Annotated in this window: 18 protein-coding genes and 1 tRNA gene; 8 read left to right on the top strand and 11 right to left on the bottom strand. The window is 62.0% G+C overall.

The genetic code is table 11. The annotated features are described in order from the left end of the window. Positions 1–109: 109 nt before the first annotated feature. The gene (gene rluD / locus I6L38_RS20650; protein WP_010635820.1) at positions 110–1,090 is read right to left on the bottom strand and encodes a 23S rRNA pseudouridine(1911/1915/1917) synthase RluD; all 981 of its coding nucleotides are present in this window, start codon (positions 1,088–1,090) and stop codon (positions 110–112) included. A 117-nt stretch (positions 1,091–1,207) separates the two neighbouring features. Between rluD and I6L38_RS20645 the strand changes: the two genes are divergently transcribed. Next, complete coding sequence (locus I6L38_RS20645; protein WP_005306434.1) at positions 1,208–1,963, top strand: outer membrane protein assembly factor BamD; 756 nt, start codon at positions 1,208–1,210, stop codon at positions 1,961–1,963. A gap of 142 nt (positions 1,964–2,105) precedes the next feature. On the opposite strand, the gene I6L38_RS20640 is transcribed toward I6L38_RS20645, so the two are convergent. The 7 genes from I6L38_RS20640 to yqhD form a co-directional block, all read right to left on the bottom strand. Beyond that, positions 2,106–3,434, bottom strand: a complete 1,329-nt coding sequence (locus I6L38_RS20640) for a CoA-disulfide reductase (RefSeq protein ID WP_043170615.1) — start codon at positions 3,432–3,434, stop codon at positions 2,106–2,108. Between the two features lie 78 nt (positions 3,435–3,512). After that, positions 3,513–4,913 (bottom strand): L-cystine transporter, encoded by a 1,401-nt coding sequence (locus I6L38_RS20635; protein ID WP_005306439.1) that lies wholly within the window; start codon positions 4,911–4,913, stop codon positions 3,513–3,515. 166 nt (positions 4,914–5,079) lie between these two features. Further along, entirely contained in the window at positions 5,080–6,387 is a 1,308-nt protein-coding gene (locus I6L38_RS20630) for a serine dehydratase subunit alpha family protein (RefSeq protein ID WP_043170633.1), read from the bottom strand. 315 nt (positions 6,388–6,702) lie between these two features. Next, on the bottom strand, positions 6,703–7,455 hold the full coding sequence (locus tag I6L38_RS20625; protein WP_017781197.1) for an ABC transporter substrate-binding protein: 753 nt from the start codon (positions 7,453–7,455) through the stop codon (positions 6,703–6,705). Positions 7,456–7,551: 96 nt separating this feature from the next. Further along, entirely contained in the window at positions 7,552–9,036 is a 1,485-nt protein-coding gene (gene pntB, locus I6L38_RS20620; RefSeq protein WP_005306445.1) for a Re/Si-specific NAD(P)(+) transhydrogenase subunit beta, read from the bottom strand. An 11-nt stretch (positions 9,037–9,047) separates the two neighbouring features. Beyond that, entirely contained in the window at positions 9,048–10,574 is a 1,527-nt protein-coding gene (gene pntA / locus I6L38_RS20615; RefSeq protein ID WP_010635814.1) for a Re/Si-specific NAD(P)(+) transhydrogenase subunit alpha, read from the bottom strand. Between the two features lie 507 nt (positions 10,575–11,081). Next, positions 11,082–12,245 (bottom strand): alcohol dehydrogenase, encoded by a 1,164-nt coding sequence (gene yqhD, locus I6L38_RS20610; protein ID WP_043170614.1) that lies wholly within the window; start codon positions 12,243–12,245, stop codon positions 11,082–11,084. A 145-nt stretch (positions 12,246–12,390) separates the two neighbouring features. Between yqhD and I6L38_RS20605 the strand changes: the two genes are divergently transcribed. Both I6L38_RS20605 and I6L38_RS20600 read left to right on the top strand, forming a co-directional pair. Next, positions 12,391–13,293, top strand: coding sequence for an AraC family transcriptional regulator (locus tag I6L38_RS20605; RefSeq protein WP_019839392.1), 903 nt, complete (start codon positions 12,391–12,393; stop codon positions 13,291–13,293). Between the two features lie 17 nt (positions 13,294–13,310). After that, positions 13,311–13,838 carry a lipocalin family protein gene (locus I6L38_RS20600; RefSeq protein ID WP_216988890.1) on the top strand — a complete coding sequence of 176 codons (528 nt, stop codon included), beginning with the start codon at positions 13,311–13,313 and terminating at the stop codon, positions 13,836–13,838. A 49-nt stretch (positions 13,839–13,887) separates the two neighbouring features. Here the strand turns inward: I6L38_RS20600 and I6L38_RS20595 are convergent, their stop codons facing one another. Then, on the bottom strand, positions 13,888–15,780 hold the full coding sequence (locus tag I6L38_RS20595; RefSeq protein ID WP_043170612.1) for a methyl-accepting chemotaxis protein: 1,893 nt from the start codon (positions 15,778–15,780) through the stop codon (positions 13,888–13,890). A 242-nt stretch (positions 15,781–16,022) separates the two neighbouring features. Between I6L38_RS20595 and I6L38_RS20590 the strand changes: the two genes are divergently transcribed. Next, entirely contained in the window at positions 16,023–16,541 is a 519-nt protein-coding gene (locus tag I6L38_RS20590; protein WP_043170611.1) for a class IV adenylate cyclase, read from the top strand. 49 nt (positions 16,542–16,590) lie between these two features. Here the strand turns inward: I6L38_RS20590 and I6L38_RS20585 are convergent, their stop codons facing one another. Beyond that, positions 16,591–17,961, bottom strand: coding sequence for a phosphatidylserine decarboxylase family protein (locus I6L38_RS20585; protein ID WP_216988889.1), 1,371 nt, complete (start codon positions 17,959–17,961; stop codon positions 16,591–16,593). Between the two features lie 294 nt (positions 17,962–18,255). Beyond that, positions 18,256–18,332, bottom strand: a tRNA-Trp gene (locus I6L38_RS20580). A gap of 209 nt (positions 18,333–18,541) precedes the next feature. On the opposite strand from I6L38_RS20580, the gene I6L38_RS20575 reads away from it, so the two are divergent. The 4 genes from I6L38_RS20575 (at position 18,542) to pyrI (ending at position 20,760) form a co-directional block, all read left to right on the top strand. After that, positions 18,542–19,084 (top strand): hypothetical protein, encoded by a 543-nt coding sequence (locus I6L38_RS20575; RefSeq protein ID WP_216988888.1) that lies wholly within the window; start codon positions 18,542–18,544, stop codon positions 19,082–19,084. A gap of 99 nt (positions 19,085–19,183) precedes the next feature. Beyond that, positions 19,184–19,378 carry a hypothetical protein gene (locus I6L38_RS20570; RefSeq protein WP_139431056.1) on the top strand — a complete coding sequence of 65 codons (195 nt, stop codon included), beginning with the start codon at positions 19,184–19,186 and terminating at the stop codon, positions 19,376–19,378. After that, entirely contained in the window at positions 19,359–20,279 is a 921-nt protein-coding gene (pyrB, locus tag I6L38_RS20565; protein WP_005306463.1) for an aspartate carbamoyltransferase, read from the top strand. The genes I6L38_RS20570 and pyrB overlap by 20 nt, the downstream gene beginning before the upstream one ends. Positions 20,280–20,295: 16 nt before the next feature. Next, on the top strand, positions 20,296–20,760 hold the full coding sequence (gene pyrI / locus I6L38_RS20560; RefSeq protein WP_005306465.1) for an aspartate carbamoyltransferase regulatory subunit: 465 nt from the start codon (positions 20,296–20,298) through the stop codon (positions 20,758–20,760). The last annotated feature ends 217 nt before the right edge of the window (positions 20,761–20,977 follow it).

The raw sequence follows: 20,977 nt of genomic DNA, 5'->3' as shown, positions 1-20,977 counted from the left end.
TTTCGTTCATATGAAAACGGGGCCCCTTGGCTGCAACCAGTCAAGGGGCCCCGTTTCGAGTCATGCAGGGCGGGTTACGGCAGGAGTCGTCGCAGAGCCGCCCTCTTCATCAGTTCCAGACCAGATCGTCCGGATTGGCCAGGGTATCGGCCCGCAGCACTTCCATCAGATCCAGCATGTCCTGGGGCGTCGGCGAATGCCACTGCATCACCTCACCGGTGATGGGATGCGCCAGCTGCAGCATGGTGGCGTGCAGCGCCTGGCGATGGAAGTTGCGCAGGGCTTCGGTCAGCTCGGGGATGGCGTTGCGCAGCGGACGCAGACGACCGCCGTAGGCCGGATCACCCACCAGCGGGTGCTTGATGTGGGCCATGTGCACACGGATCTGGTGGGTACGACCGGTTTCCAGCCGCAGCCGCAGCCGGGTGTGACCGCGGAACTTCTCGTGCACCCGGTAGTGGGTCACGGAAGGACGGCCATTGGGCACCACGGCCATGTGGGTACGCTGGGTCGGGTGACGGCCGATGGGGGCATCGACGGTGCCGCCGGCGGTCATGTGACCGATGGCGATCGCTTCGTACTCACGGGTGATCTGGCGCGCCTGCAGGGCTTCCACCAGATGGGTCTGGGCCGGCACAGTCTTGGCGACCACCATCAGACCCGTGGTGTCTTTATCCAGACGGTGCACGATACCGGCGCGGGGCACTTCGGCGATGTCCGGGTAGCGGTGCAGCAGGGCGTTGAGGATGGTGCCATCGGGCGTACCGGCGCCCGGGTGAACCACCAGACCGGCCGGCTTGTCGATCACCAGAATGTGTTCATCTTCGTAAACGATGTTGAGCTCGATATCCTGCGCATCGAAGCGGGTGTCATCTTCCAGCTCGACATCCACATGTACCTTCTGCCCGGCCAGCACCTTCTCGCGCGGGGTATTGGCAACCTGACCATCCAGGGTCACTCTGTCCTGTAAAATCCACTCCTTGATGCGGGTGCGGGAGTAGTCTGGAAACAATTCGGCCAGGGCCTGGTCGAGTCGCTGCCCGAATTGGTGATCCTGGAATTCGCCTGTCAGTTCAATATGCTGGCTCATGTATGGTCTCTTGAGCGGGGGGTATCAATTCGAAATAATCCGGGTATTCTAGCTTTTCTTTTAGCCAAGCATAACGGATACTTTGCCAATTTCGTGGAAATGGACCGGATGTTGTTGATGGGAAAGAAGTCTCACCTGCTGATGTCACTCGCCTTGGTCGCTACCTTGATCACAGGCTGTTCCAGCACCAAACCCAAGGTACCGGACGAACCGCCGGAGACCCTGTACCAGAAAGCACGCGTCAAGCTGGATGCCGGTAACTACCTGAATGCTATCGAGTTACTGGAAGCGCTGGATTCTCGCTATCCTTTCGGTGCCTACTCCAACCAGGTTCAGCTCGACCTCATTTACGCCTACTACAAGCAGGATGACACTGCCCAGGCGATCGCCAATATCGACCGTTTTATCCGCCTCAACCCGGCGCATAAAAATATCGATTACGTCTTCTATATGCGCGGTCTGACCAACATGGCCGGCGATTACAACTTCTTCCAGGACTTCCTGGGCATCGATCGGGACGACAAAGACCCCTCCTATGCCCGTCAGGCCTTCCAGGATTTCAAGACCCTGTTGCAGAACTACCCCAACAGCGTCTACGCCGCCGATGCTCGTGCCCGCATGATCGGTCTGAAGAACCGGCTCGCCCGCTACGATCTGAGCGTGGCCGAGTACTATGTGAAGCGTGATGCGCTGATCGCCGCCGCCAACCGCGCCAAGCTGATCGTCGAGACCTATCCCGACACGGCCGAAACCGAGAAGGCGCTGGAGATCATGATCAACTCCTACGACACCCTGAAGATGCCGACCCTGGCCCAGCACGCCCGCGAAGTGCTGGCCAAGAACTACCCGGACAATCGTCTCGGTCGCAGCTGATCGCTTGCCGCACAATGAAAAACCGGAGCCTTGGCTCCGGTTTTTTTATGGGCGCGGTTCATGAACGACATGCCCCTTTACCACCCCGTGCCGGCGGCATGGGGAAAGACGGCGCACATCAGCCACGCCGTCATGCCTTGTATTACTTGGCGACGTTGCCCGCCACGTTGAGCACATCCCAGGTGCGGGAGAAGGGCGGCGCGTAGGCAAAGTCCAGCATGCCGAGCTGCTCCGTGGTCACCCCCATGGTGATGGCGACCGCCAGCGCATCGATGCGGTGCACCGCCCCCTTGCGCCCGAGGATCTGACCACCCAGCAGCCGCTTGCTGCCCGCCTCATAGACCAGCTTGACGTGAATGTCTGACTGACCTGGGCAGTAGTTGGTGTGGCACTTGTCCTTGATCACCACGGTACGATAATCAAGGCCCATCGCCTTGGCCTCCTGCTCGGAAAGACCGGTACGGCCCGCCTCCAGCCCCAGCACCTTGAGCGCGGCAGAGCCGAGGGTGCCCGGGAATTCCTGCTCGGCGCCCGCCAGGTTCTCGCCCACCATGCGTCCCAGCTTGTTGGCGATGGTAGCGAGCGGCACATAGACCTGCTGCTGCTTCACGCCGTGCCAGACGCTGGCACAGTCACCGGCCGACCAGACGTTGGCCAGCGAGCTGCGCCCCTGCCGGTCCACCTTGATGGCGCCGTTGCCGAGCCGCTCGATGCCGGTATCGGCCAGGAACTCGGTATTGGGTTTGACCCCGGTGCAGACCACCACGATATCGGCCTCGTACTCGCCATGGCTGGTGCGCACGCCGGTCACCCGGCCCTCTCCCAACAGGGCTTCTACCCGCTCGCCGAGATGGAGGGAAACCCCCTGCTCGCGCAGCTCGGTCTCGATATGCTGGGTGATCTCCCCATCAAATGCCTCCGGGATGACCCGCTCCGCCAGCTCGATCAGACGCACCTCCTTGCCCTGATGGACCAGCGCCTCGACCACCTCCAGCCCGATAAAGCCGGAGCCGATCACAACAGCACGGGTGTTGGCCTTTTCCTGCACGGCGGCCTTGAGGGCCAGCCCATCGGCCATCCGGCGCAGGCCGAATACCCCTTCCTGCTGCAGGCCCGGGATGGGCGGCATCACTTCGCGGGCGCCGGTGGCGATCATCAGCCGATCGTAGCGATCGGTGAAGGTGTCGCCGTTATGTTCGACCTTCAGCGTCTGAGCATTGGCATCCAGGCTCAGCACCCGGTGGCCGGTCTTGACCTCGATCCCCTTGGCGGCGAACTGCGCCGGGGTGAACTCGGCCATGTAGCCGGGCTCCTGAAACTCGTCGCCGACGAAATAGGGCAGACCGCAGGCACCGAAGGAGATCACCTCGGACGCCTCATACACCACGATTTCGGCATCGATGGCCAGTCGGCGCGCCTTGGCAGCCGCACTCATACCGGCGGCTTCGCCACCGATAATCACGATTCTCATACTTGCTCCTGTCAATGACGCAGGGAGGGCATGCCCTCCCTGTGGTTGATGGCGGAAGGGATCCCCTCCCGCGGCGGATCAGATGGTTGACTCTTCACCGTCCAGACAGACTTCCTGCTCGCTGTTGAACACCGCCATGTCGGTCTCCCCCAGCAGACGGCTGGTGACGGTACCGGCGGTGATGGAGCCGGAGACGTTCAGCGCGGTACGGCCCATGTCGATCAGCGGCTCGATGGAGATGAGCAGACCGGCCAGCGCCACCGGGAAGTCCAGCGCGGAGAGCACGATCAGGGCGGCGAAGGTGGCGCCGCCACCAATGCCGGCTACCCCGAAGGAGCTGACGGTGATGATGGCGATCAGGGTCATGATGAAGGCCGGATCCATGGGGTTGACCCCCACGGTCGGCGCAATCATGACCGCCAGCATGGCCGGATAGATGCCGGCGCAGCCGTTCTGGCCGATGGTCGAACCGAACGAGGCGGCGAAGTTGGCGATCCCCTCCGGAATACCGAGCGCCTTGGTCTGGGTCTGCACGTTCATCGGGATGGAACCCGCGCTGGTGCGGGAGGTGAAGGCAAAGGCCAGCACCGGCATGATCTTCTTCAGGAAGCGGGCCGGGTTGATGCCCACCAGCGCCACCAGCAGCAGGTGCACGGCGAACATGATAGCGATGGCACCGTAGGAGGCCAGCACGAAGTTGAGCAGGTTGATGATGTCGGCGTAGTTGGAGCCGGACACCACCTTGGTCATCAGCGCCAGCACACCGTAGGGGGTCAGGCGCAGCACCAGGGTCACCATCCGCATCACGATGACGTGGGCCACCTGCATGAAGTGGCCGAAGCTCGCGAAGATCTCAGGTTTCTTGCGGGCGATGCCGGTGGCGGAGAGGCCGATGAAGATGGAGAAGATCACCACGGCGATGGTGGAGGTCTTGCGCGCCCCCGTCATGTCGAGGAAGGGGTTGGCCGGGATGAACTCCAGCACCATCTTGGCAAAGGACATGCTCTCGACGCTGCCGAGGGTGGTCTGCAAGGCCGCCCCGCGGGCGGTTTCGGCGGCGCCGGCGGTGAGCCCCTCGGCGGTCAGGCCGAACAGGTTGGACATCAGGATGCCCGCCCCGGCGGCGATCATGGTGGTGAAGATCAGCACACCTATGGTCATGGCGCTGATCTTGCCAAGGGCGGTGCCACCGTTGAGCTTGAGGATGGCCCCTATGATGGAGACCATGATGAGCGGGATGATGATCATCTGCAGCAGTTTCACGTAGCCGCTGCCGACGATATCCAGGTAGTCGCCGGTCTGCACCAGCACGTCGGAACCGGCCCCGTAGAGCAGCTGCAGGGCGGCGCCGAACAGGATACCCAGCCCCAGCCCCGAGAAGACCCGGCGGGTGAAGCTGACGTGGGTCTGCTGCAACCGATAGAGAAACAGCAGCAACATGGCCAGGATGGCCAGATTACCTATAACGCTAAGAGTCATGACGATATTCCCCAAAATGATCGGGCCAGGCCCGAAGTGTGCGGACGAGTGCCCAGTACGCACTCCTCCCTGAAACCTGCCGCGTCGTGGCGGCGCGCCCCCCGGTATGGCCGGGGTGGCGTCAACTGGCAGAAAAACGGAGGGTGGCCTGCGCCACCCTCTTGCATCACTCGGCCTTGCCTTGTTGCTTGGCCCGCATGATGTTGATGATCTCGATATCGGTATCCAGCATCCCCTGTTTGGAGAGGCGGCCCAGGTTGGCGATGGTCTGATCCACATCGTCGGAGACGATGCCTTCGCTCTGGGGGACCCGCAGATTGTTGATGGCCATCAGCGAGGATTTCACCGCCGCCGAGGTGGAGGTAGAGACCTTCATGGAACAGGCGCTGCCGGCACCGTCGCAGATGATACCGGAAACGTCACCAATCATGTTGTTGATGCAGTGACTAATTTGCTCGAACTGACCACCCAGCAGCCAGGTGATGGCGGCCCCCGCCCCCATGGCGGCGGTGCTGGCGGCACAGAGGGCCGACAGCTTGTTCTGGTAGGTCTTGATGTAGATGGCGACCAGGTGGCTCATCACCAGCGCCCGAGTCAGCTGCTCGTCGCTCGCCTTGAGGAAGCGGGCGGCGGCGACCACCGGCATGGTGGCGGCAATGCCCTGGTTGCCGGAGCCCGAGTTGGACATGGCGGGCAGCATGGCGCCATCCATCCGCGCGTCGGAGGCGGCGGAAGAGAGGCGCATGGCCAGGGTCATCAGATCATCGGAGAGCAGCTTGCGCTCCACCTGCTCGGTGAGGATCTTGCCGATGCGCAGGCCATACCCCTGCAGCCCTTCGTCCGCCAGCGCCTGGTTCATGGTAGCCGCCTCGCGGATGAAGTCGATCTCGACCAGCGGCACCTGCAGGGCGAACTCGACAATCTCGCGCAGGGTCATGGCGGGCTTGCTAGCAGGGGCGGCCTGGATCTGCACGCCAGGGGCACTGTCCTGCGCCATCAGCACCTCGCCATCGCGCTCCATCAGGATGATGCGGGTGTGGTCGGTACAGATCACCACCCGGGCGCTGTGGCCGTCCACTTCCGCCAGCACCTCGGCGTAGAGCACGTCCGGCACGTCCTTCACGTCCACCTTGATGGCGGGCAGCAGCGCCTTGGCGGCCTCGACCTGATCCGGTGTGAGGGTCTTGAGCACCTCCAGCCCGGCATCCGGGTTGCCGCCGGTGATGCCGACCGCCGCTGCCACCGGCAGCCCTATCATGCCGGTGCCCGGCACCCCGACCCCCATGCCGTTCTTGAACAGGTTGCCGCTGACCCAGACGCTGACGCGGGTCGGCACCTGCCCCAGCAGCTTGCGGCAGTTGGCCGCCGCCAGCGCCACCGACATGGGCTCGGTGCAGCCAAGGGCCGGCACCACTTCACGCTTGAGCAGGGTAATAAAGTCGGTCCATTGTGCGTTCATTGCGATGTGTCTCATGTTCATGGTGCCCGCATGGGGGCGTGTATTGTGCTGTCCGGCCCGCCGTGCAACGGCGGAGCGACATATAACCAGTATGGCGGGAGATGCCGGGCTGGCGGCAGCCGAATGAGGGCCACGCCTATGATCGGAGCCGCTGCGGCGCTGGGCAATCCGATCAACTTTTGGTAACGCTAAAGCAATAGGACTCAAATAAAATTGAGCCGACTCGCTTTTTGCACAGGCATTATGCCCCACTGGCGGTGAAGTGCCACAAAATGTGAACAGGCGCACAACAAGGCGATAGCGGCCCGGTACCGCCGGTTCAAGACGGGGTCAGAGCCCGTAGCGGGTCAGCAGGGCCTGATACTCGGGGGTCTGCTTGAAGGCCTTGAGGGCGAGGGAAAACTGATAGGCCAGCCGTTCGTTGCCGGGCCTGTGGGTAAAGGCGAGAAAGTTGCGGTTGCTCTCGGTCACCATCTTTTCGCTGTGACCTACCTGATCCTGCAGCCCCTGCCCCTTGAGCAGGTAACGGCCCACTATCTGGTTCATCACCACCGCATCCAGCCGGCCGGCCATCATCAGGTGCAGCTGCTTGATCATGTTGCTCTCCCCGGTCATGGGCACCCGGGTGAACAGGGCCGAGGTCAGGAAGGGCTCGCCATAGGCGTAATCTGCCTGGGTGCCGATACGCAGCCCCTTGAGGCTCTCCAGGCTCTGATAGTCGACAGGCTTGCTGAAGGGGAAGAAGATCACTTCGCCGCTCTGGGAGAGGGGTTCATCCGGATAGTGCAGCCACTCCAGCCGCCGCTCCTCGAAGAAGACGTCGACCACGGCATCGCCGCGCTGGAACCTGGCCTCCTGCAGCACCCGCTTCCAGGGCAGCACCTTGACCGTGGTCTGGTAGCCCATCCGTTTGAGCACGGTGCGGGCCAGCTCAAGATCGGCACCACCCAGACTGCCGTCGTCGAGGCGCATCACATAAGGCGGCCACAGTTCGGTGAGCAGAGTCAGGGTCGGCGGCTCGGCGGCCTGCACCAGGCTCCCCCACCAGAGACAAAACAGGATCCATCCTTTCCGCCACACCATGCCACGCTCTCCCTCTGTGCATTGGCTGAGGATATACCAAAAAGTAAGTAATAAAAAAGGAGGCCGCAGCCTCCTTTTTGCTTTCCTCTCCGGCGCTTACAGCGCTTTCAGGATGGCCTCGACGCTGGCCTTGGCATCGCCGAACAGCATCTGGGTGTTCTCTTTGAAGAACAGCGGGTTCTGCACACCGGCATAGCCAGTGTTCATGGAACGCTTGAAGCCGATGACGTTCTGCGCCTTCCACACTTCCAGCACCGGCATGCCGGCGATGGGGCTACCCGGATCTTCCATGGCAGCCGGGTTGACGGTGTCGTTGGCACCGATCACCAGCACGGTGTCGGTATCGCTGAAGTCTTCGTTGATTTCGTCCATTTCCAGCACGATGTCGTACGGGACTTTCGCTTCCGCCAGCAGCACGTTCATGTGGCCAGGCAGACGACCGGCAACCGGGTGAATACCGAAGCGCACCTTGACGCCGCGGTCACGCAGCTTCTGGGTGATCTCGGCCACCGGATACTGGGCCTGTGCCACCGCCATGCCGTAGCCCGGGGTAATGATGACGGAGCTGGAGTTTTTCAGCAGCTCGGCCACGTCTTCGGCGCTGGTCTCGCGGTATTCGCCCATCTCCTGGTCGGCCGTGGAGGCCACACCGTCGGAGCCGAAGCCACCGGCGATCACGGAGATGAAGGAGCGGTTCATCGCCTTGCACATGATGTAGGAGAGGATCGCACCGGAAGAACCCACCAGGGCACCGGTGACGATCAGCAGGTCGTTGGAGAGCATGAAGCCCGCCGCCGCCGCCGCCCAACCGGAGTAGGAGTTCAGCATGGAGACCACCACCGGCATGTCGGCGCCGCCGATGGAGGCAACCAGGTGCCAGCCGAAGGCGAAGGCGATCAGGGTCATCACCAGCAGGGCGAAGGTGGAGCCACCGGCGTTGACGAAGTGGATCATCAGCGCGATGGAGACCACCACGGCCAGCAGGTTCAGCTTGTGGCGGTGCGGCAGCATCAGCGGCTTGGAAGAGATCAGGCCACGCAGCTTGCCGAACGCCACCACGGAACCGGTGAAGGTCACCGCACCGATGAAGACGCCCAGGAACACTTCCACCAGGTGGATGTTCAGCATGGCGCCGGTCAGGTGCTCGACCTGGGCGACGCTGTTGGCCTGTTCGAAGGCGGCGCGGGCCGCAGCCAGAGTGGCATCCAGGTTGGAACCGACAGAGACCACCACTTCAGCCGGAGCAGACGGGTGCAGATCGATGAAGCTGTTGAAGCCCACCAGCACGGCCGCCATACCCACGAAGCTGTGCAGCACGGCCACCAGCTCGGGCATTTCGGTCATCTCGACCTTGAGCGCCAGACGCACGCCGATGGCACCGCCGATCACCATGGCCAGGATGATCCAGTGAACGCCACTGGTTTCCGGGTTGAATACGGTGGCGAGCAGGGCGATGGCCATACCCGCGATACCGAACAGGTTGCCATGTTTGGCCGTCTCTTGCTTCGACAGTCCCGCGAGACTGAGGATGAAGAGCACGGCGGCAACGATATAGGATGCTGTTACCAGTCCTTGAGACACGTTAAACCCCCTTAATCCTTACGGAACATCTTCAGCATGCGCTGAGTGACGGTGAAGCCGCCGAAGATGTTGATACTGGCAATCAGCACGGCGATGAAGGCCAATGCAGTGACCAGGGTCGACCCTTGCCCAATCTGCAGCAGGGCACCGACCACGATAATGCCGGAGATGGCATTGGTGACCGACATCAGCGGCGTGTGCAGGGCGTGAGAGACGTTCCACACCACGTAGTAACCGACCACACAGGCCAGGATGAATACGGTGAAGTGAGAGAGGAACGCGGCAGGCGCCACGGCAGCAACCCAGCCGAAGGCGGCGATGCCGAGGGCACCGAACACGAACTTCTTGTTGGAGGGTTTGGCCTCTTCTTTCTTGGCAGCCGGTTTGGCGGCGGCTGGCTTCTGCGGGGCGGCAGAGACGGAGATGGCGGGCGGCGGGAAGGTCACTTCACCGGCCTGGATCACCGTCATGTTGCGCTGCACCACGTCTTCGAAGTCGATGGCGACGTTGCCGTCCTTCTCCTTGCACATCAGCTTCATCAGGTTGACCAGGTTGGTACCGTAGAGCTGGGAGGATTGGGCAGGCAGACGACCCGGCAGATCGGTGTAACCGATCACCTTGACGCCGTTGTCGGTGACATGCAGTTCACCCGATACCGTGTATTCGCAGTTGCCGCCAGCCTGGGCAGCCATGTCCACGATGACGGAACCCGGCTTCATGCTGTCCACCATCTCTTTGGTGATCAGCTTGGGTGCCGGCTTGCCCGGGATCAGGGCGGTGGTGATGATGATGTCCACTTCCTTGGCCTGCTGGGCAAACAGCGCCATCTCGGCCGCGATGAACTCTTCGCTCATGACCTTGGCATAACCATCGGAGGAGGAACCATCCTCGCCGCCGAAGTCGAGCTTGAGGAATTCGCCACCCATGGACTCGATCTGCTCGGCCACTTCCAGACGGGTATCGAACGCACGCACGATGGCACCGAGGGAACCGGCAGTACCGATGGCGGCCAGACCGGCGACACCGGCACCGATCACCAGCACCTTGGCGGGCGGCACTTTACCGGCGGCGGTGATCTGGCCGGTGAAGAAGCGACCAAACTGGTGCGCGGCTTCAACGACGGCGCGATAGCCACCGATGTTGGCCATGGAGGAGAGGGCATCGAGGGACTGGGCACGGGAGATCCGCGGCACCATGTCCATCGCCATCACATTGATGTTGCGCTCGGACAGCTTTTTGACCAGCTCAGGGTTCTGGGCGGGCCAGATGAAGCTCACCAGAGTGGCACCATCTTTAATTTGTGCGATCTCGGCATCGGTCGGCGCATTGACCTTGAAGATGAGGTCGGCTTGCCAGACGCTCGGCACCACGCTGGCACCGGCAGCCTCGAAGGCGGCATCATCGAAGCTGGCCAGCAGGCCGGCACCGGCCTCGATAGCGACCTCGAAGCCGAGCTTTTTCAGCTGCTCAACGGTGGCCGGGGTCGCTGCGACCCGGGTCTCACCGGCGAGACTCTCTCTCGGTATTCCAATCTGCATGACTATTCCCTGATGGTTAATAAACAATCGCTGCCCAGTGTCGCATTTCTGGCGAAACAAGACATGACCAAAGTGCAGGTCACGGGCCCTTTGTTATGAAAATCAGTAGGCTTTACCTCAACCTCCTGTCATGGTCAGGCCCCCGCTTTTCAGGCGCGAAGGTGATTAGTATCAAATTTTGGAGTTTTATTACAACCGCAGTCCCGGCAGCGCGCGTACAGAATTCAGCCCGTCCCGGACCATGATTTAAAAAAACAAACCAAATTAGCGACTTATACCAGTAAAAAGCGCTGGAAAAAGTGATCCAACCAGTCAAAAAAAATGTTTTACCGGCCCTCTATCTTAGCGCTTTTTGTTCTTACGAAATCCGCACGGATCACAGATATCAGGCCGAAAACGAAAAAAGTAACTGTTTTGTAACAGACAAGGGGCCGTCTACCCGCCAAATAGGCGGATCCGGCCCCTGTTATTTAATCGTTTCGATGGTGACTGACCGGTGTGCCCGGCTTACCAGGCCGCCTCATAAATATGCTGGCTCTGCACCAGGTCGATATCGCCATGCTCGCCGATGGCGATCATGCCGTGTTCCGCCAGCTTGCCGAGCAGGGTATCAATTCCTGCGTCCGCCACGCCGTAATCCCGCAGCCGGGTCTTGATCCCCATCCGCTCGAAGAAGTCGCGGGTGGCGGCGATGGCGTCGTCGATGCGCTCAGCCTCGCTGCCACTGCGCAGATCCCACACCCGCTCGGCGTATTGCAGCAGCTTGGCGTGTTTCTGCTGGCGCTTGGCCTGCAGCAGGGCCGGCAGCACCACCGCCAGGGTCTGGGCGTGGTCGAGGCCGTGCAGGGCGGTGATCTCGTGGCCCAGCATGTGGGTGGCCCAGTCCTGCGGTACACCGGCTCCGATCAGGCCGTTCAGCGCCAGGGTGGCACTCCACATGATGTTGGCGCGCACCTCGTAGTTTTCCGGTTCCACCAGCGCCTTGGGGCCCTCTTCCAGCAGGGTCAGCAGCAGGCCCTCGGCGAAGCGATCCTGCACCTTGGCGTTGACCGGGTAGGTGAGGTACTGCTCCAGGATGTGCACGAAGGCATCCACCACCCCGTTGGCCACCTGACGGGCCGGCAGGGTGTAGGTGAGCACGGGGTCGAGCACGGCAAAGCGCGGCATCACGAAGGGCGAGAAGAAGTGCACCTTGTCGCCGCTGCTGCGCCGGGTCACCACGGCACCCATGTTCATCTCGGAACCGGTGGCCGGCAGGGTCAGCACGGCGCCGAGCGGGATGGCGGAGCGCACTTCGTTGCCCACTGTCTCGAGGATGTGCCAGGGATCCCGGGCCGGATCATAATGGGCAGCCGCGGCGATGAACTTGGTGCCGTCCAGCACGGAGCCGCCGCCGACGGCCAGCAGGAAGTCGACCCGCTCGGCGCGGGCCAGCTCGACCGCCCCCATCAGGGTCTCGTAGGTGGGGTTGGGCTCGATGCCGCCGAATTCAAACAGGGTCATGCCGGCCAGTTCGCTGCGGATCTGGGCCAGCAGGCCGCTGCGCACCACGCTGCCGCCACCGTAGGTGATGAGGATGCGGGCGTCGCGCGGCAGCTGTTCACGCAGCTGGGCGACCTGGCCCTTGCCGAACAGGATCTTGGTCGGGGTATGCAGGGTGAAGTTGTTCATCGACATTGCCTTTTTAGTCTCTGGCGGCCAGGCCGCAAAAATGTAATTGCATTTTTCTCCAGACAACCAATACCATCAAGACAACATCCTGCTAGTTCTTTGCCTATTTCTACAAAGCAGCCAGAACAGACTCCAAGAGCATCCCATGCAGACACGCTACACCGACCTCGCCGCCAAGCTGACTCGCCACGTCACCGCTCCCGGCATCACTCCCTCGCCGGTGGATCAGGTGAGCCTCATCTACACCACCGAATACCACGGCCGCACCCCTGTACTCTACCAGCCGCGGATGATAGTGATCCTGCAGGGACACAAGGTGGGCTATCTGGCGGACCAGGTGTTTCGCTACGACCCCAACCACTACCTGCTGATGACCCTGCCGCTGCCCTGCGAGTGCGAGTGTTTCGCCTCCCCCGAGCAGCCCCTCATCGGCTTCTCCCTCGAGATCAACCTGGTGACCCTGCAGGAGCTGTTGCTGGAGCTGGGGGATGCCCTGCCTGCTCCCGCTCCGCAGAAGAGCGGCGTGCATTCGGTGCCCCTGTCGGAGGCCATGTTCTGCGCCGCCGAACGGCTGATCGATCTGATGGACAAGCCCCATCACGCCCGGGTGCTGGGGCCGCAGACGGTACGGGAGATGCTGTTCTACGCCCTGCACGAAGGGGGTGGCCCGGCGCTGCAGGCGCTCGCCAACCGCCACAACCATGTGGGCCAGATCGCTCGGGTGCTGCGTATGATAGAGCAGCGTTTCGCCGACAACCTGACCATGGAGGAGCTGGCGCGGGAGGTGAACATGAGCGTCTCCGCCTTCCACCACCACTTCAAGGCGGTCACCGCCACCTCGCCGCTGCAGTACATCAAGTCGTTTCGCCTCCACAAGGCGCGGATGATGATGCTGCACGACGGCATCAAGGCGGGCACCGCGGCGGCCAGGGTCGGCTACGAGAGCAACTCCCAGTTCAGCCGGGAGTACAAGCGCTTCTTCGGCAGCACGCCGACGGATCAGGCCTCCCGCTTTCGGGAAGGCCAGCTGCGCATCATAGAGGGATAACCAGAGAGGAATTGTTCATGCGTGCACTGCTTTGCCTGCTCACCGCCTGCCTGCTGACGGCCTGTACCGGCCTCGCCGACGGCATCCGCCCCGTTACCGGCTTCCAGCTCGACCGCTACCTCGGCACCTGGTACGAGATCGCCCGCCTCGACCATAGCTTCGAGCACGGACTGGAGCAGGTGAGCGCCACCTACAGCCTGCGCGACGACGGCGGCGTCAGGGTGCTCAACCGCGGCAAGCAGAGCGATGGCAGCTGGCGCAAAGCCGAGGGCAAGGCCTACTTCGTCGACAAGCCGGACGAGGCACGGCTCAAGGTGAGCTTCTTCGGCCCCTTCTATGGCGGCTACAACGTCATCGAGCTCGACCCCGACTACCAGCTCTCGCTGGTGACCAGCTACAACCACGACTACCTCTGGATCCTCGCCCGCTCCCCCAATCCACCCAAGGCCAACGTGGATGCGCTGGTCGCCAAGGCGGCATCGCTGGGCTTTGCCACCGATCAACTCATCTGGGTCAAGCAGACCTCTGAGCCTGTCGTGAAATAACAAAGGGCAGCCCGCGGGCTGCCCTTTTTCATGGAAGATTGTCTAAGGATCAGAGCCGGAAGCGGCCAATCTCCTGCTCCAGCCGCTCGGTCAGCCCCTTCAATTCGGCCGCCTGCGCCGCCTCCTGATTGGCCTGCTCGGCCAGCTCCTGGGAGACGTGGCGGATGTTCTCGGTGTTGCGGCTGATCTCGCTGGTGACCGAGGTCTGCTCTTCGGCCGCCGCCGCAATCTGGGTCGCCATGTCGCTGATGGAACCGATCGCCTCGTTGATCCGCGCCAGGCTCTGGTTGGCGGACTCCGCATCCTCCACGCTGGTCCCCGCCAGCTGGCGGCTGGTCTCCATGCCGCCCACCGCCCGGCGGGTGGTCTGCTGCAGGGTCTCGATCATCTGCTGGATCTCGTCGGTGGAGTCGTGGGTGCGGCGCGACAGCACCCGCACCTCGTCCGCCACCACCGCAAAGCCGCGCCCCTGCTCGCCGGCCCGGGCCGCTTCGATGGCGGCGTTGAGCGCCAGCAGGTTGGTCTGCTCGGCGATACCGCTGATGGTGGCCAGAATGCCGCTGATCTTCTGGGCATGGGCATCCAGCTCCACAATGATCTGGCTGGCGTCGGCCACTTCGTCCGCGAGCCCCGTGATGCTGCGCTGACTCTGGCCGACCTGCGACTGGCCGGATACCGCCAGCTTGACCGCATCGCCCGAGGTAGTGGCGGCAAACTCGGCGTTGCCGGCGATCTCCTGAGTGGCGGAGGCCATCTCGGTCACCGCGGTGGCCACCATCACGATCTCGTCCTGCTGCTGGCGCACCCGCTGGCTGCGGGACTGAGCCCCGGCCGCCTGGGCGCGGGACTGGGCCGCCAGCTCGACGGTGACGTCACGCAACCGGCTGACGATGCCGTGCAGCCGCGCCACGAACTGGTTGAAGCTCTCCGCCAGCTGACCCACCTCGTCCTTGCTGCGGGTGTTGATGTGGACAGTGAGGTCCCCCTCGCCGTGGGCGATGTCGTGCAGCGCGCCAGCGACCCGGCCCAGATCGGCAAACAGATACTTGAACATGGCGGTGAGCAGGGCGCTGAACACCAGCATCAGTACCAGGGTCAGCCCCACCAGTTGCCACAGCAGGGTGGCGAGCGGTGCCTCCAGCACGTCGCGATACATCACCATGGCCAGCAGCCAGTCGGTGCCCGCCACCGGTTGCACTGCCAGCAGCACGTCGCGCCCGTCGAGGGTGGCGGCGTGCAGCTCGTTGTTCTCGCGGCCCCACTGCTGGAAGGTGGCCGCCGACAGCTCGGGGGAGAGCTCAGCTATCTGCTTGAGCGCCAGCTCCTTGTTGGGGTGACCGACGATGAGGCCGCTGCTGTCGAGCAGCATGGCGTACCCATCCCCCTGCACCTGCATCGCCAGTACCTCGTCGATCAGCTTGTCGAGCGCCAGGTTGGCCCCCACGGCGCCGACCAGCTCGCCCTGATGGCGTACCGGTTCGGAGAGGGTGACCACCAGCTTCTGCATGGTGACGCTGACATAGGGAGCGGTGACGATGAGCTGCCCCGCCTTCACCGCGTCCTGATACCAGGGGCGCTCGCGCGGGTCATAGTTGCCGGTATTGAGGGAGGGGTCCTGGCGGGTCATCACCCCCTGGGTCGAGCCAAAGTAGGTGAGCCCGAACCCGCCCGAGGTGTAGGCCTGCTTCAGGTGCGGCACCAGCTCGGCCTGCGGGTTGTCGGCGATCAGGTTCACCAGCGCGTGCACCGTGTTCTTGCGATCCGCCATCCAGTCGCCGATGGCGACCGAGTAGGCGTGGCCATAGTTGACCGCCTCGCTCTGGATGGCGCTCATGGTGCGGGATTTGAGGGTGTGAAAGGCAACGATGCCGAGCAGTGAGGCCATCAGCAGCACCACCCCCAGACTGGTGGCCAGCAGCTTGCCGCGCAACGAAAGTGTCATGACTACGGATCCTTGTTGTTGTGACGGGCCAGGGAGAGACCCTTGTTTAATCAAGGCTATCGGCCACATGCTGAACAGACTTTAGTGAATCCTGTCGATTTATCATGACTCGGCAACAGGTTGTGCCACAGCTCACGAAAAACCACCCACTCTTCGGCCGATATCCATCTCGACAAATGGCTATGCAGGGACGCAATCCGTGCTAGGTTGGACTCCTTCAAACCCTGATGGATAAGCCTGCCATGCCCCGAAATATCGAGATAAAAGCCAGCATAGAGCGGATAGATGACCTGCTCCCCAAGGCACTCGCCATCGCCGATCAGGGCCCCGTCGAGATCGAGCAGGATGACACCTTCTTTCGCTGTGACGCCGGTCGTCTGAAGCTGCGAACCTTGTCCCCCTCGGCCGGCGAGCTCATCTTCTACCGCCGCGCCGATCAACAAGGCCCCAAGGAGAGCTTCTATCAGCTGACCACGACACATGAACCGGATCGCCTGCGGGAGACCCTCAGCCTGGCCTGGGGCCAGATCGGCAGGGTGCAGAAGAAGCGCACCCTGTTGCTGGTCGGCAGAACCCGGATCCATCTCGATCGGGTGCAGGGGCTCGGCCACTTCCTCGAACTGGAGGTGGTGCTGGAGGAGGACGAGCCGCTTGAGGCGGGGATGCAGGAAGCCAACGACATCATGGCGCAGCTTGGAGTTGAGCCCTCCCGGCTGATAGAAGGCGCCTATCTGGATCTGCTCCTCCGGCAGCAGGCCTGAATGCAACAAGGCCGCCCGCAGGCGGCCTCCCATACTCTGCCCGGCAGGGCTACTTGACCCGGGCGATGGCGGTATTGAGCCGCATATTGGTCGCATCCAGCCCTGGGGTCTGACCATGAAAGTCAAACTCCAGCCTGACGCCGGGGCGAAACAGCAGACAGTGGGTGGAGCCGCCGAAGTGGAACATGCCGAGCGGATCCCCCTTCTTCACCCTGTCCCCCGCCTGCACCGTGATCTCGCAGCTCGACACCTCGGCCATCCCCACCGGTACCACGCACATCAGGCCGATTTTGGGGTTGTCCGCCTCGATGAAGATGAGTGCCCGGGTCGCCACCGAGGTGAGGAACGGCTGGGAGTTGTTGGGGGCGCTGGGATCCGCCCCCTGCGGGTCGGCAAAGCCTTCGAACTGGTTCTCCAGATAGTAGGTGCCGTTGACGACGCGTACCTTGCGGATGGTGCCGCTCACCGGGCTGTGCCAGCGGTGGTAGCTGAGCGCGCTGAGGAAGGCCTGATAGACGGTGCCGCCCTCGAAACGGGGGGCCAGATCGTCAAAATCGAGCATGTTCTCCAGCGAATAGGGCTGCCCCTTGAGCCAGAACTGATCGCTGCGGCTCACCTCTTTGCGCACCTGCAGCGGCGCCGATTCGCAGGCGTTGACGATGACATTGTCATCCGTTGGCGCCGAGACCGGCCGCACTCCGGCCCGAAAACGTCGGGTGAAGAAGTCATCCCAGCAGCCGAAGCCGTGGTATTCGGCCGCCGGCTCGCACTCGAAGATCTGCTCGAAGCTGCCCGGCGTGGGGTTGGGCCCCTCCCCGACCGCTTCGTTCGCCACCTGCACCATCTCGGCCTTGGCCGCCTTGCCGAGCCAGGGCACCACCAGGGTCTCGCGATCCAGCCGGCTTACCGGCTCGGTCAGCACATAGCGGGAAGCCGGGCTTTGCAGGAACTGGGCCCAGTAGTCGAGGATCTTCTTGAACTGCTGGTTGACCAGGGCATTGGCAAAAAACTGGTAGCCGGAGCGGGTGGCCATGGGCCAGTCGAGCAGGGCATTGATGGGAAAGCCGATGAGGCCGGACGGTTCCTGGCTGGGGATGTCCTGATAGGCCTCGGGGGCCGTGGTCATGATGCCATTGAGCAGACCGAGGAACTCCTCGAACGAACGCACCTCAGGCTGACCGAGCGGGGTCTGGTGCTTGTGGCGCCAGGCCTCCTTGAACATGGCCTCGGCCTGGGCATGCAGCGCCGGGTCGGCATTGACCAGGTCACGCAGCTCGGCGATGGGGGGGACCAGCGCCCTCGGCTGCTGGTTCACGTAGTGCTTGATCCGCCGGATCCAGCGCTCGACATGGGCCCCATCCTGGGGGATCCAGCCGCCGGGTCGGGACTTGTTCAATCGGGTTTCCACTGCCTTGTTCATGGTTCGCTCTCCTCAGCTGATGTTCACGCCCACAATCCACGGCTTGAGCATTGAGTGCCGACCTGCCAGCGGCATGCCAGGGCACCGACCCTGTTATGTAGCACAGGGGGCCCGGCAGCACGATTGCCAGAAACGACAGGGCAGAGTGGCGCAATAGCGACTAGCGGTTGGGATAGACGGGTATGGAGAGAGCAACCAGGCCAGGAGAGCAGGCGGCACAAGGGATGTGCAAAAGGAGAGTGGCAGGCCCGCAAATGCGAAAAGCCAGCTCAATGAGCTGGCTTCTCTGAAAAATGGCAGGGGCGGCAGGACTCGAACCCGCAACCATCGGTTTTGGAGACCGCTGTTCTACCAATTGGAACTACGCCCCTGCAACAAACGAGGCGAATTATACAAAGCCGGGATCAAAGGTAAAGGCTTTTTTCTCACTTTCGGTGCGATTGCGCAAAGGACGAGCAGATCCTGCCAATTTATGCAGCTCCAATGGGTAACCTGCTGTATTTACAGCCTTGTTTGGGTAGGAAACTGACCGCAATGGGGGTAGGGTTAAGCTTGGGGCCAGGCAAGAAGGGGGCTGCACATGCTCAATTACCGGTTACTGCAACAACTTGCACCGCTCAACTTCAGGGATGAAAACAAAACCGAGACGCTGCCCGACTATCTGGCGCGGGTCGCCCCGCTGGTGCCCTTCATTCCCGAAAATGTGCTCATCCAGTGGATTTATCGCCATTGGCGCGGTTTTGAGTCCAACTGGAGCTTTATCGATCTCGCCCGCCATCAGTTCGAGTGCGAGAGCTGGCCCACCGCCCGGATCATCGACCAGATAGACTCCCGCCATATGGAGGTGATCGAACGCTGGGGCGAGATGTTGCGCAGCAACCGCTACGTGCGCAGCTCCTGGCTCGGGGAGAGGATGTTGCGCGAAGGGAGCTGGCCAGAACCCATCATAGTGCTGGCATCGACGGCAGGGGACAGCTACCCGAACGGACAGCCCCTGCCCCACCCCTACTGTCTGCTGGAAGGGCACCACAGGCTCGGCTATCTGCGCGCCATGGTGCATGATGACGAGCCACTGCAGCCCCAGCATCAGGTGTGGGTTTGCCGACCTTTTCGCAGCACTTAAACGTTTTTCCGTGCAAATCTTGCCTTTGAAATAAATTTTTGACAATTCAAAATGCGACTCTATAATCTGTCCGGTTTGAAAAAAGGTCAGGACAGGACGATGCAGTTTTTGATGAAAAAAACAGCCTTGCAGACGGGTGGAGCGCACCAGAGCGGCCCCGTTGTTTCCGGTTCCCGACCCACAGATCCCCAATTGTTTTCAAAAAAAGCCCCTGTTTCAGGGGCTTTTTTTTGTGCCCGAAAAACCTTCATTGATGTCAAAGGGAATGCAGACGATGACCAATCCACTCTATAAGAAACATGTCATCTCCATCACGGACCTGACCCGGTCTGAAATGGAACTGGTAGTCTCAACCGCACAACGGTTGAAGGCCGAGCCCGACACCCGCTTGCTGAAAGACAAGCTGGTCGCCAGCTGCTTCTTCGAAGCCTCTACCCGCACCCGCCTCTCCTTCGAGACTGCGGTGCAGCGCCTGGGTGGCAACATCATCGGCTTCGCCGACGGTGGCAACACCAGTGCCAAGAAGGGTGAAACCCTGGCCGATTCCATCAAGATCATCGGCTCCTACACGGATGCGGTGGTGATGCGTCATCCGAAAGAGGGGGCGGCCCGCCTCGCCTCCGAATTCTCCCGCGTGCCGGTCATCAACGGCGGCGACGGCTCCAACCAGCATCCGACCCAGACCCTGCTCGACCTCTTCTCCATCCGCGAGACCCAGGGCAAACTGGACGGCCTCAACGTCGCCTTCGTCGGTGACCTCAAGTACGGCCGCACCGTGCACTCCCTGGCCCAGGCCCTCAGCCTGTTCAACTGCCGCTTCTTCTTCATCTCGCCGGAAGCGCTGGCGATGCCGGACTACATCTGCGAAGAGCTGGAAGAGAAGGGCATCCAGTTCAGCGTGCATGAAACCATGGAAGAGGTGATGCCGGAGCTCGACATCCTCTACATGACCCGGGTCCAGAAAGAGCGCTTCGACGAGACCGAGTACAAGCACATGGCCGCCAAGTTCGTGCTGGAACTGGCCACCCTGGAAGGGGCCAAGCCCACCATGAAGATCCTGCATCCCCTGCCCCGCGTCGACGAGATCGACGTCGCGGTCGACAAGACGCCCCACGCCTACTACTTCCAGCAGGCGGAGAACGGGGTCTATGCGCGCCAGGCACTGCTGGCTCTGGTACTGAACGAAACTGTCTAACGGAAAGGGGAACATCATGTCTGACAAGAACCAACTGCAAGTCGAAGCCATCCGTCACGGCTCCGTCATCGACCACGTCCCCGCCGGCCAGGGCATCAAGATCCTCAAGCTGTTCCAGCTGGTAGAGACCCAGGAGCGGATCACCGTCGGCTTCAACCTCAAATCCGGCGCCCTCGGCAAAAAGGATCTCATCAAGATCGAGAACACCCGCCTGACCGAGCAGCAAGCCAACCAGCTGGCGCTGTTCGCCCCCAAGGCGACCGTCAACATCATCGAAGACTTCGCCGTGGTGAAGAAGCACCAGCTCAAGCTGCCGGAGTTCATCGCCGGGGTGTTCCACTGCCCCAACTCCAACTGCATCTCCCACAACGAGCCGGTGGAGAGCTACTTCCGGGTGCGCGAGGTGAAAGGCGCGGTACGGATGAAGTGCAAATACTGCGAGAAGTCCTTCACCCAGGACATCGTCAGCGAACGCTACTGAGAACCAGACTCAAAAAGATATCCAGGTGGGCCCCAAGGGGCCCATTTTTGACCCCTGTCACATCACCAAATAACCAGTTGGTTATAATTTGCCATCCAAAGAGAGTTATTCCCGCTCATTTCCTGCCAGTGCATTGATTGCCAGTATTTTTTGCTGATATTCAGCAAATGCGGCAGATATCGAGCGTTTACCGTCGGTCATCATCAAAGGAATTCGC

The sequence above is a fragment of the Aeromonas sp. FDAARGOS 1408 genome (genome assembly GCF_019048665.1).
GTDB classification, from domain to species: Bacteria; Pseudomonadota; Gammaproteobacteria; order Enterobacterales; family Aeromonadaceae; genus Aeromonas; species Aeromonas dhakensis.
This window is presented reverse-complemented; position numbering and strand designations above follow the sequence as displayed.

Coding starts and splice junctions, on each gene's coding strand:
- rluD (WP_010635820.1), bottom strand. CDS start 1,090: ATGAGCCAGCATATTGAACTGACAGGCGAATTCCAGGATCACCAATTC.
- I6L38_RS20645 (WP_005306434.1), top strand. CDS start 1,208: ATGGGAAAGAAGTCTCACCTGCTGATGTCACTCGCCTTGGTCGCTACC.
- I6L38_RS20640 (WP_043170615.1), bottom strand. CDS start 3,434: ATGAGAATCGTGATTATCGGTGGCGAAGCCGCCGGTATGAGTGCGGCT.
- I6L38_RS20635 (WP_005306439.1), bottom strand. CDS start 4,913: ATGACTCTTAGCGTTATAGGTAATCTGGCCATCCTGGCCATGTTGCTG.
- I6L38_RS20630 (WP_043170633.1), bottom strand. CDS start 6,387: ATGAGACACATCGCAATGAACGCACAATGGACCGACTTTATTACCCTG.
- I6L38_RS20625 (WP_017781197.1), bottom strand. CDS start 7,455: ATGGTGTGGCGGAAAGGATGGATCCTGTTTTGTCTCTGGTGGGGGAGC.
- pntA (WP_010635814.1), bottom strand. CDS start 10,574: ATGCAGATTGGAATACCGAGAGAGAGTCTCGCCGGTGAGACCCGGGTC.
- yqhD (WP_043170614.1), bottom strand. CDS start 12,245: ATGAACAACTTCACCCTGCATACCCCGACCAAGATCCTGTTCGGCAAG.
- I6L38_RS20605 (WP_019839392.1), top strand. CDS start 12,391: ATGCAGACACGCTACACCGACCTCGCCGCCAAGCTGACTCGCCACGTC.
- I6L38_RS20600 (WP_216988890.1), top strand. CDS start 13,311: ATGCGTGCACTGCTTTGCCTGCTCACCGCCTGCCTGCTGACGGCCTGT.
- I6L38_RS20595 (WP_043170612.1), bottom strand. CDS start 15,780: ATGACACTTTCGTTGCGCGGCAAGCTGCTGGCCACCAGTCTGGGGGTG.
- I6L38_RS20590 (WP_043170611.1), top strand. CDS start 16,023: ATGCCCCGAAATATCGAGATAAAAGCCAGCATAGAGCGGATAGATGAC.
- I6L38_RS20585 (WP_216988889.1), bottom strand. CDS start 17,961: ATGAACAAGGCAGTGGAAACCCGATTGAACAAGTCCCGACCCGGCGGC.
- I6L38_RS20575 (WP_216988888.1), top strand. CDS start 18,542: ATGCTCAATTACCGGTTACTGCAACAACTTGCACCGCTCAACTTCAGG.
- I6L38_RS20570 (WP_139431056.1), top strand. CDS start 19,184: ATGCAGTTTTTGATGAAAAAAACAGCCTTGCAGACGGGTGGAGCGCAC.
- pyrB (WP_005306463.1), top strand. CDS start 19,359: ATGACCAATCCACTCTATAAGAAACATGTCATCTCCATCACGGACCTG.
- pyrI (WP_005306465.1), top strand. CDS start 20,296: ATGTCTGACAAGAACCAACTGCAAGTCGAAGCCATCCGTCACGGCTCC.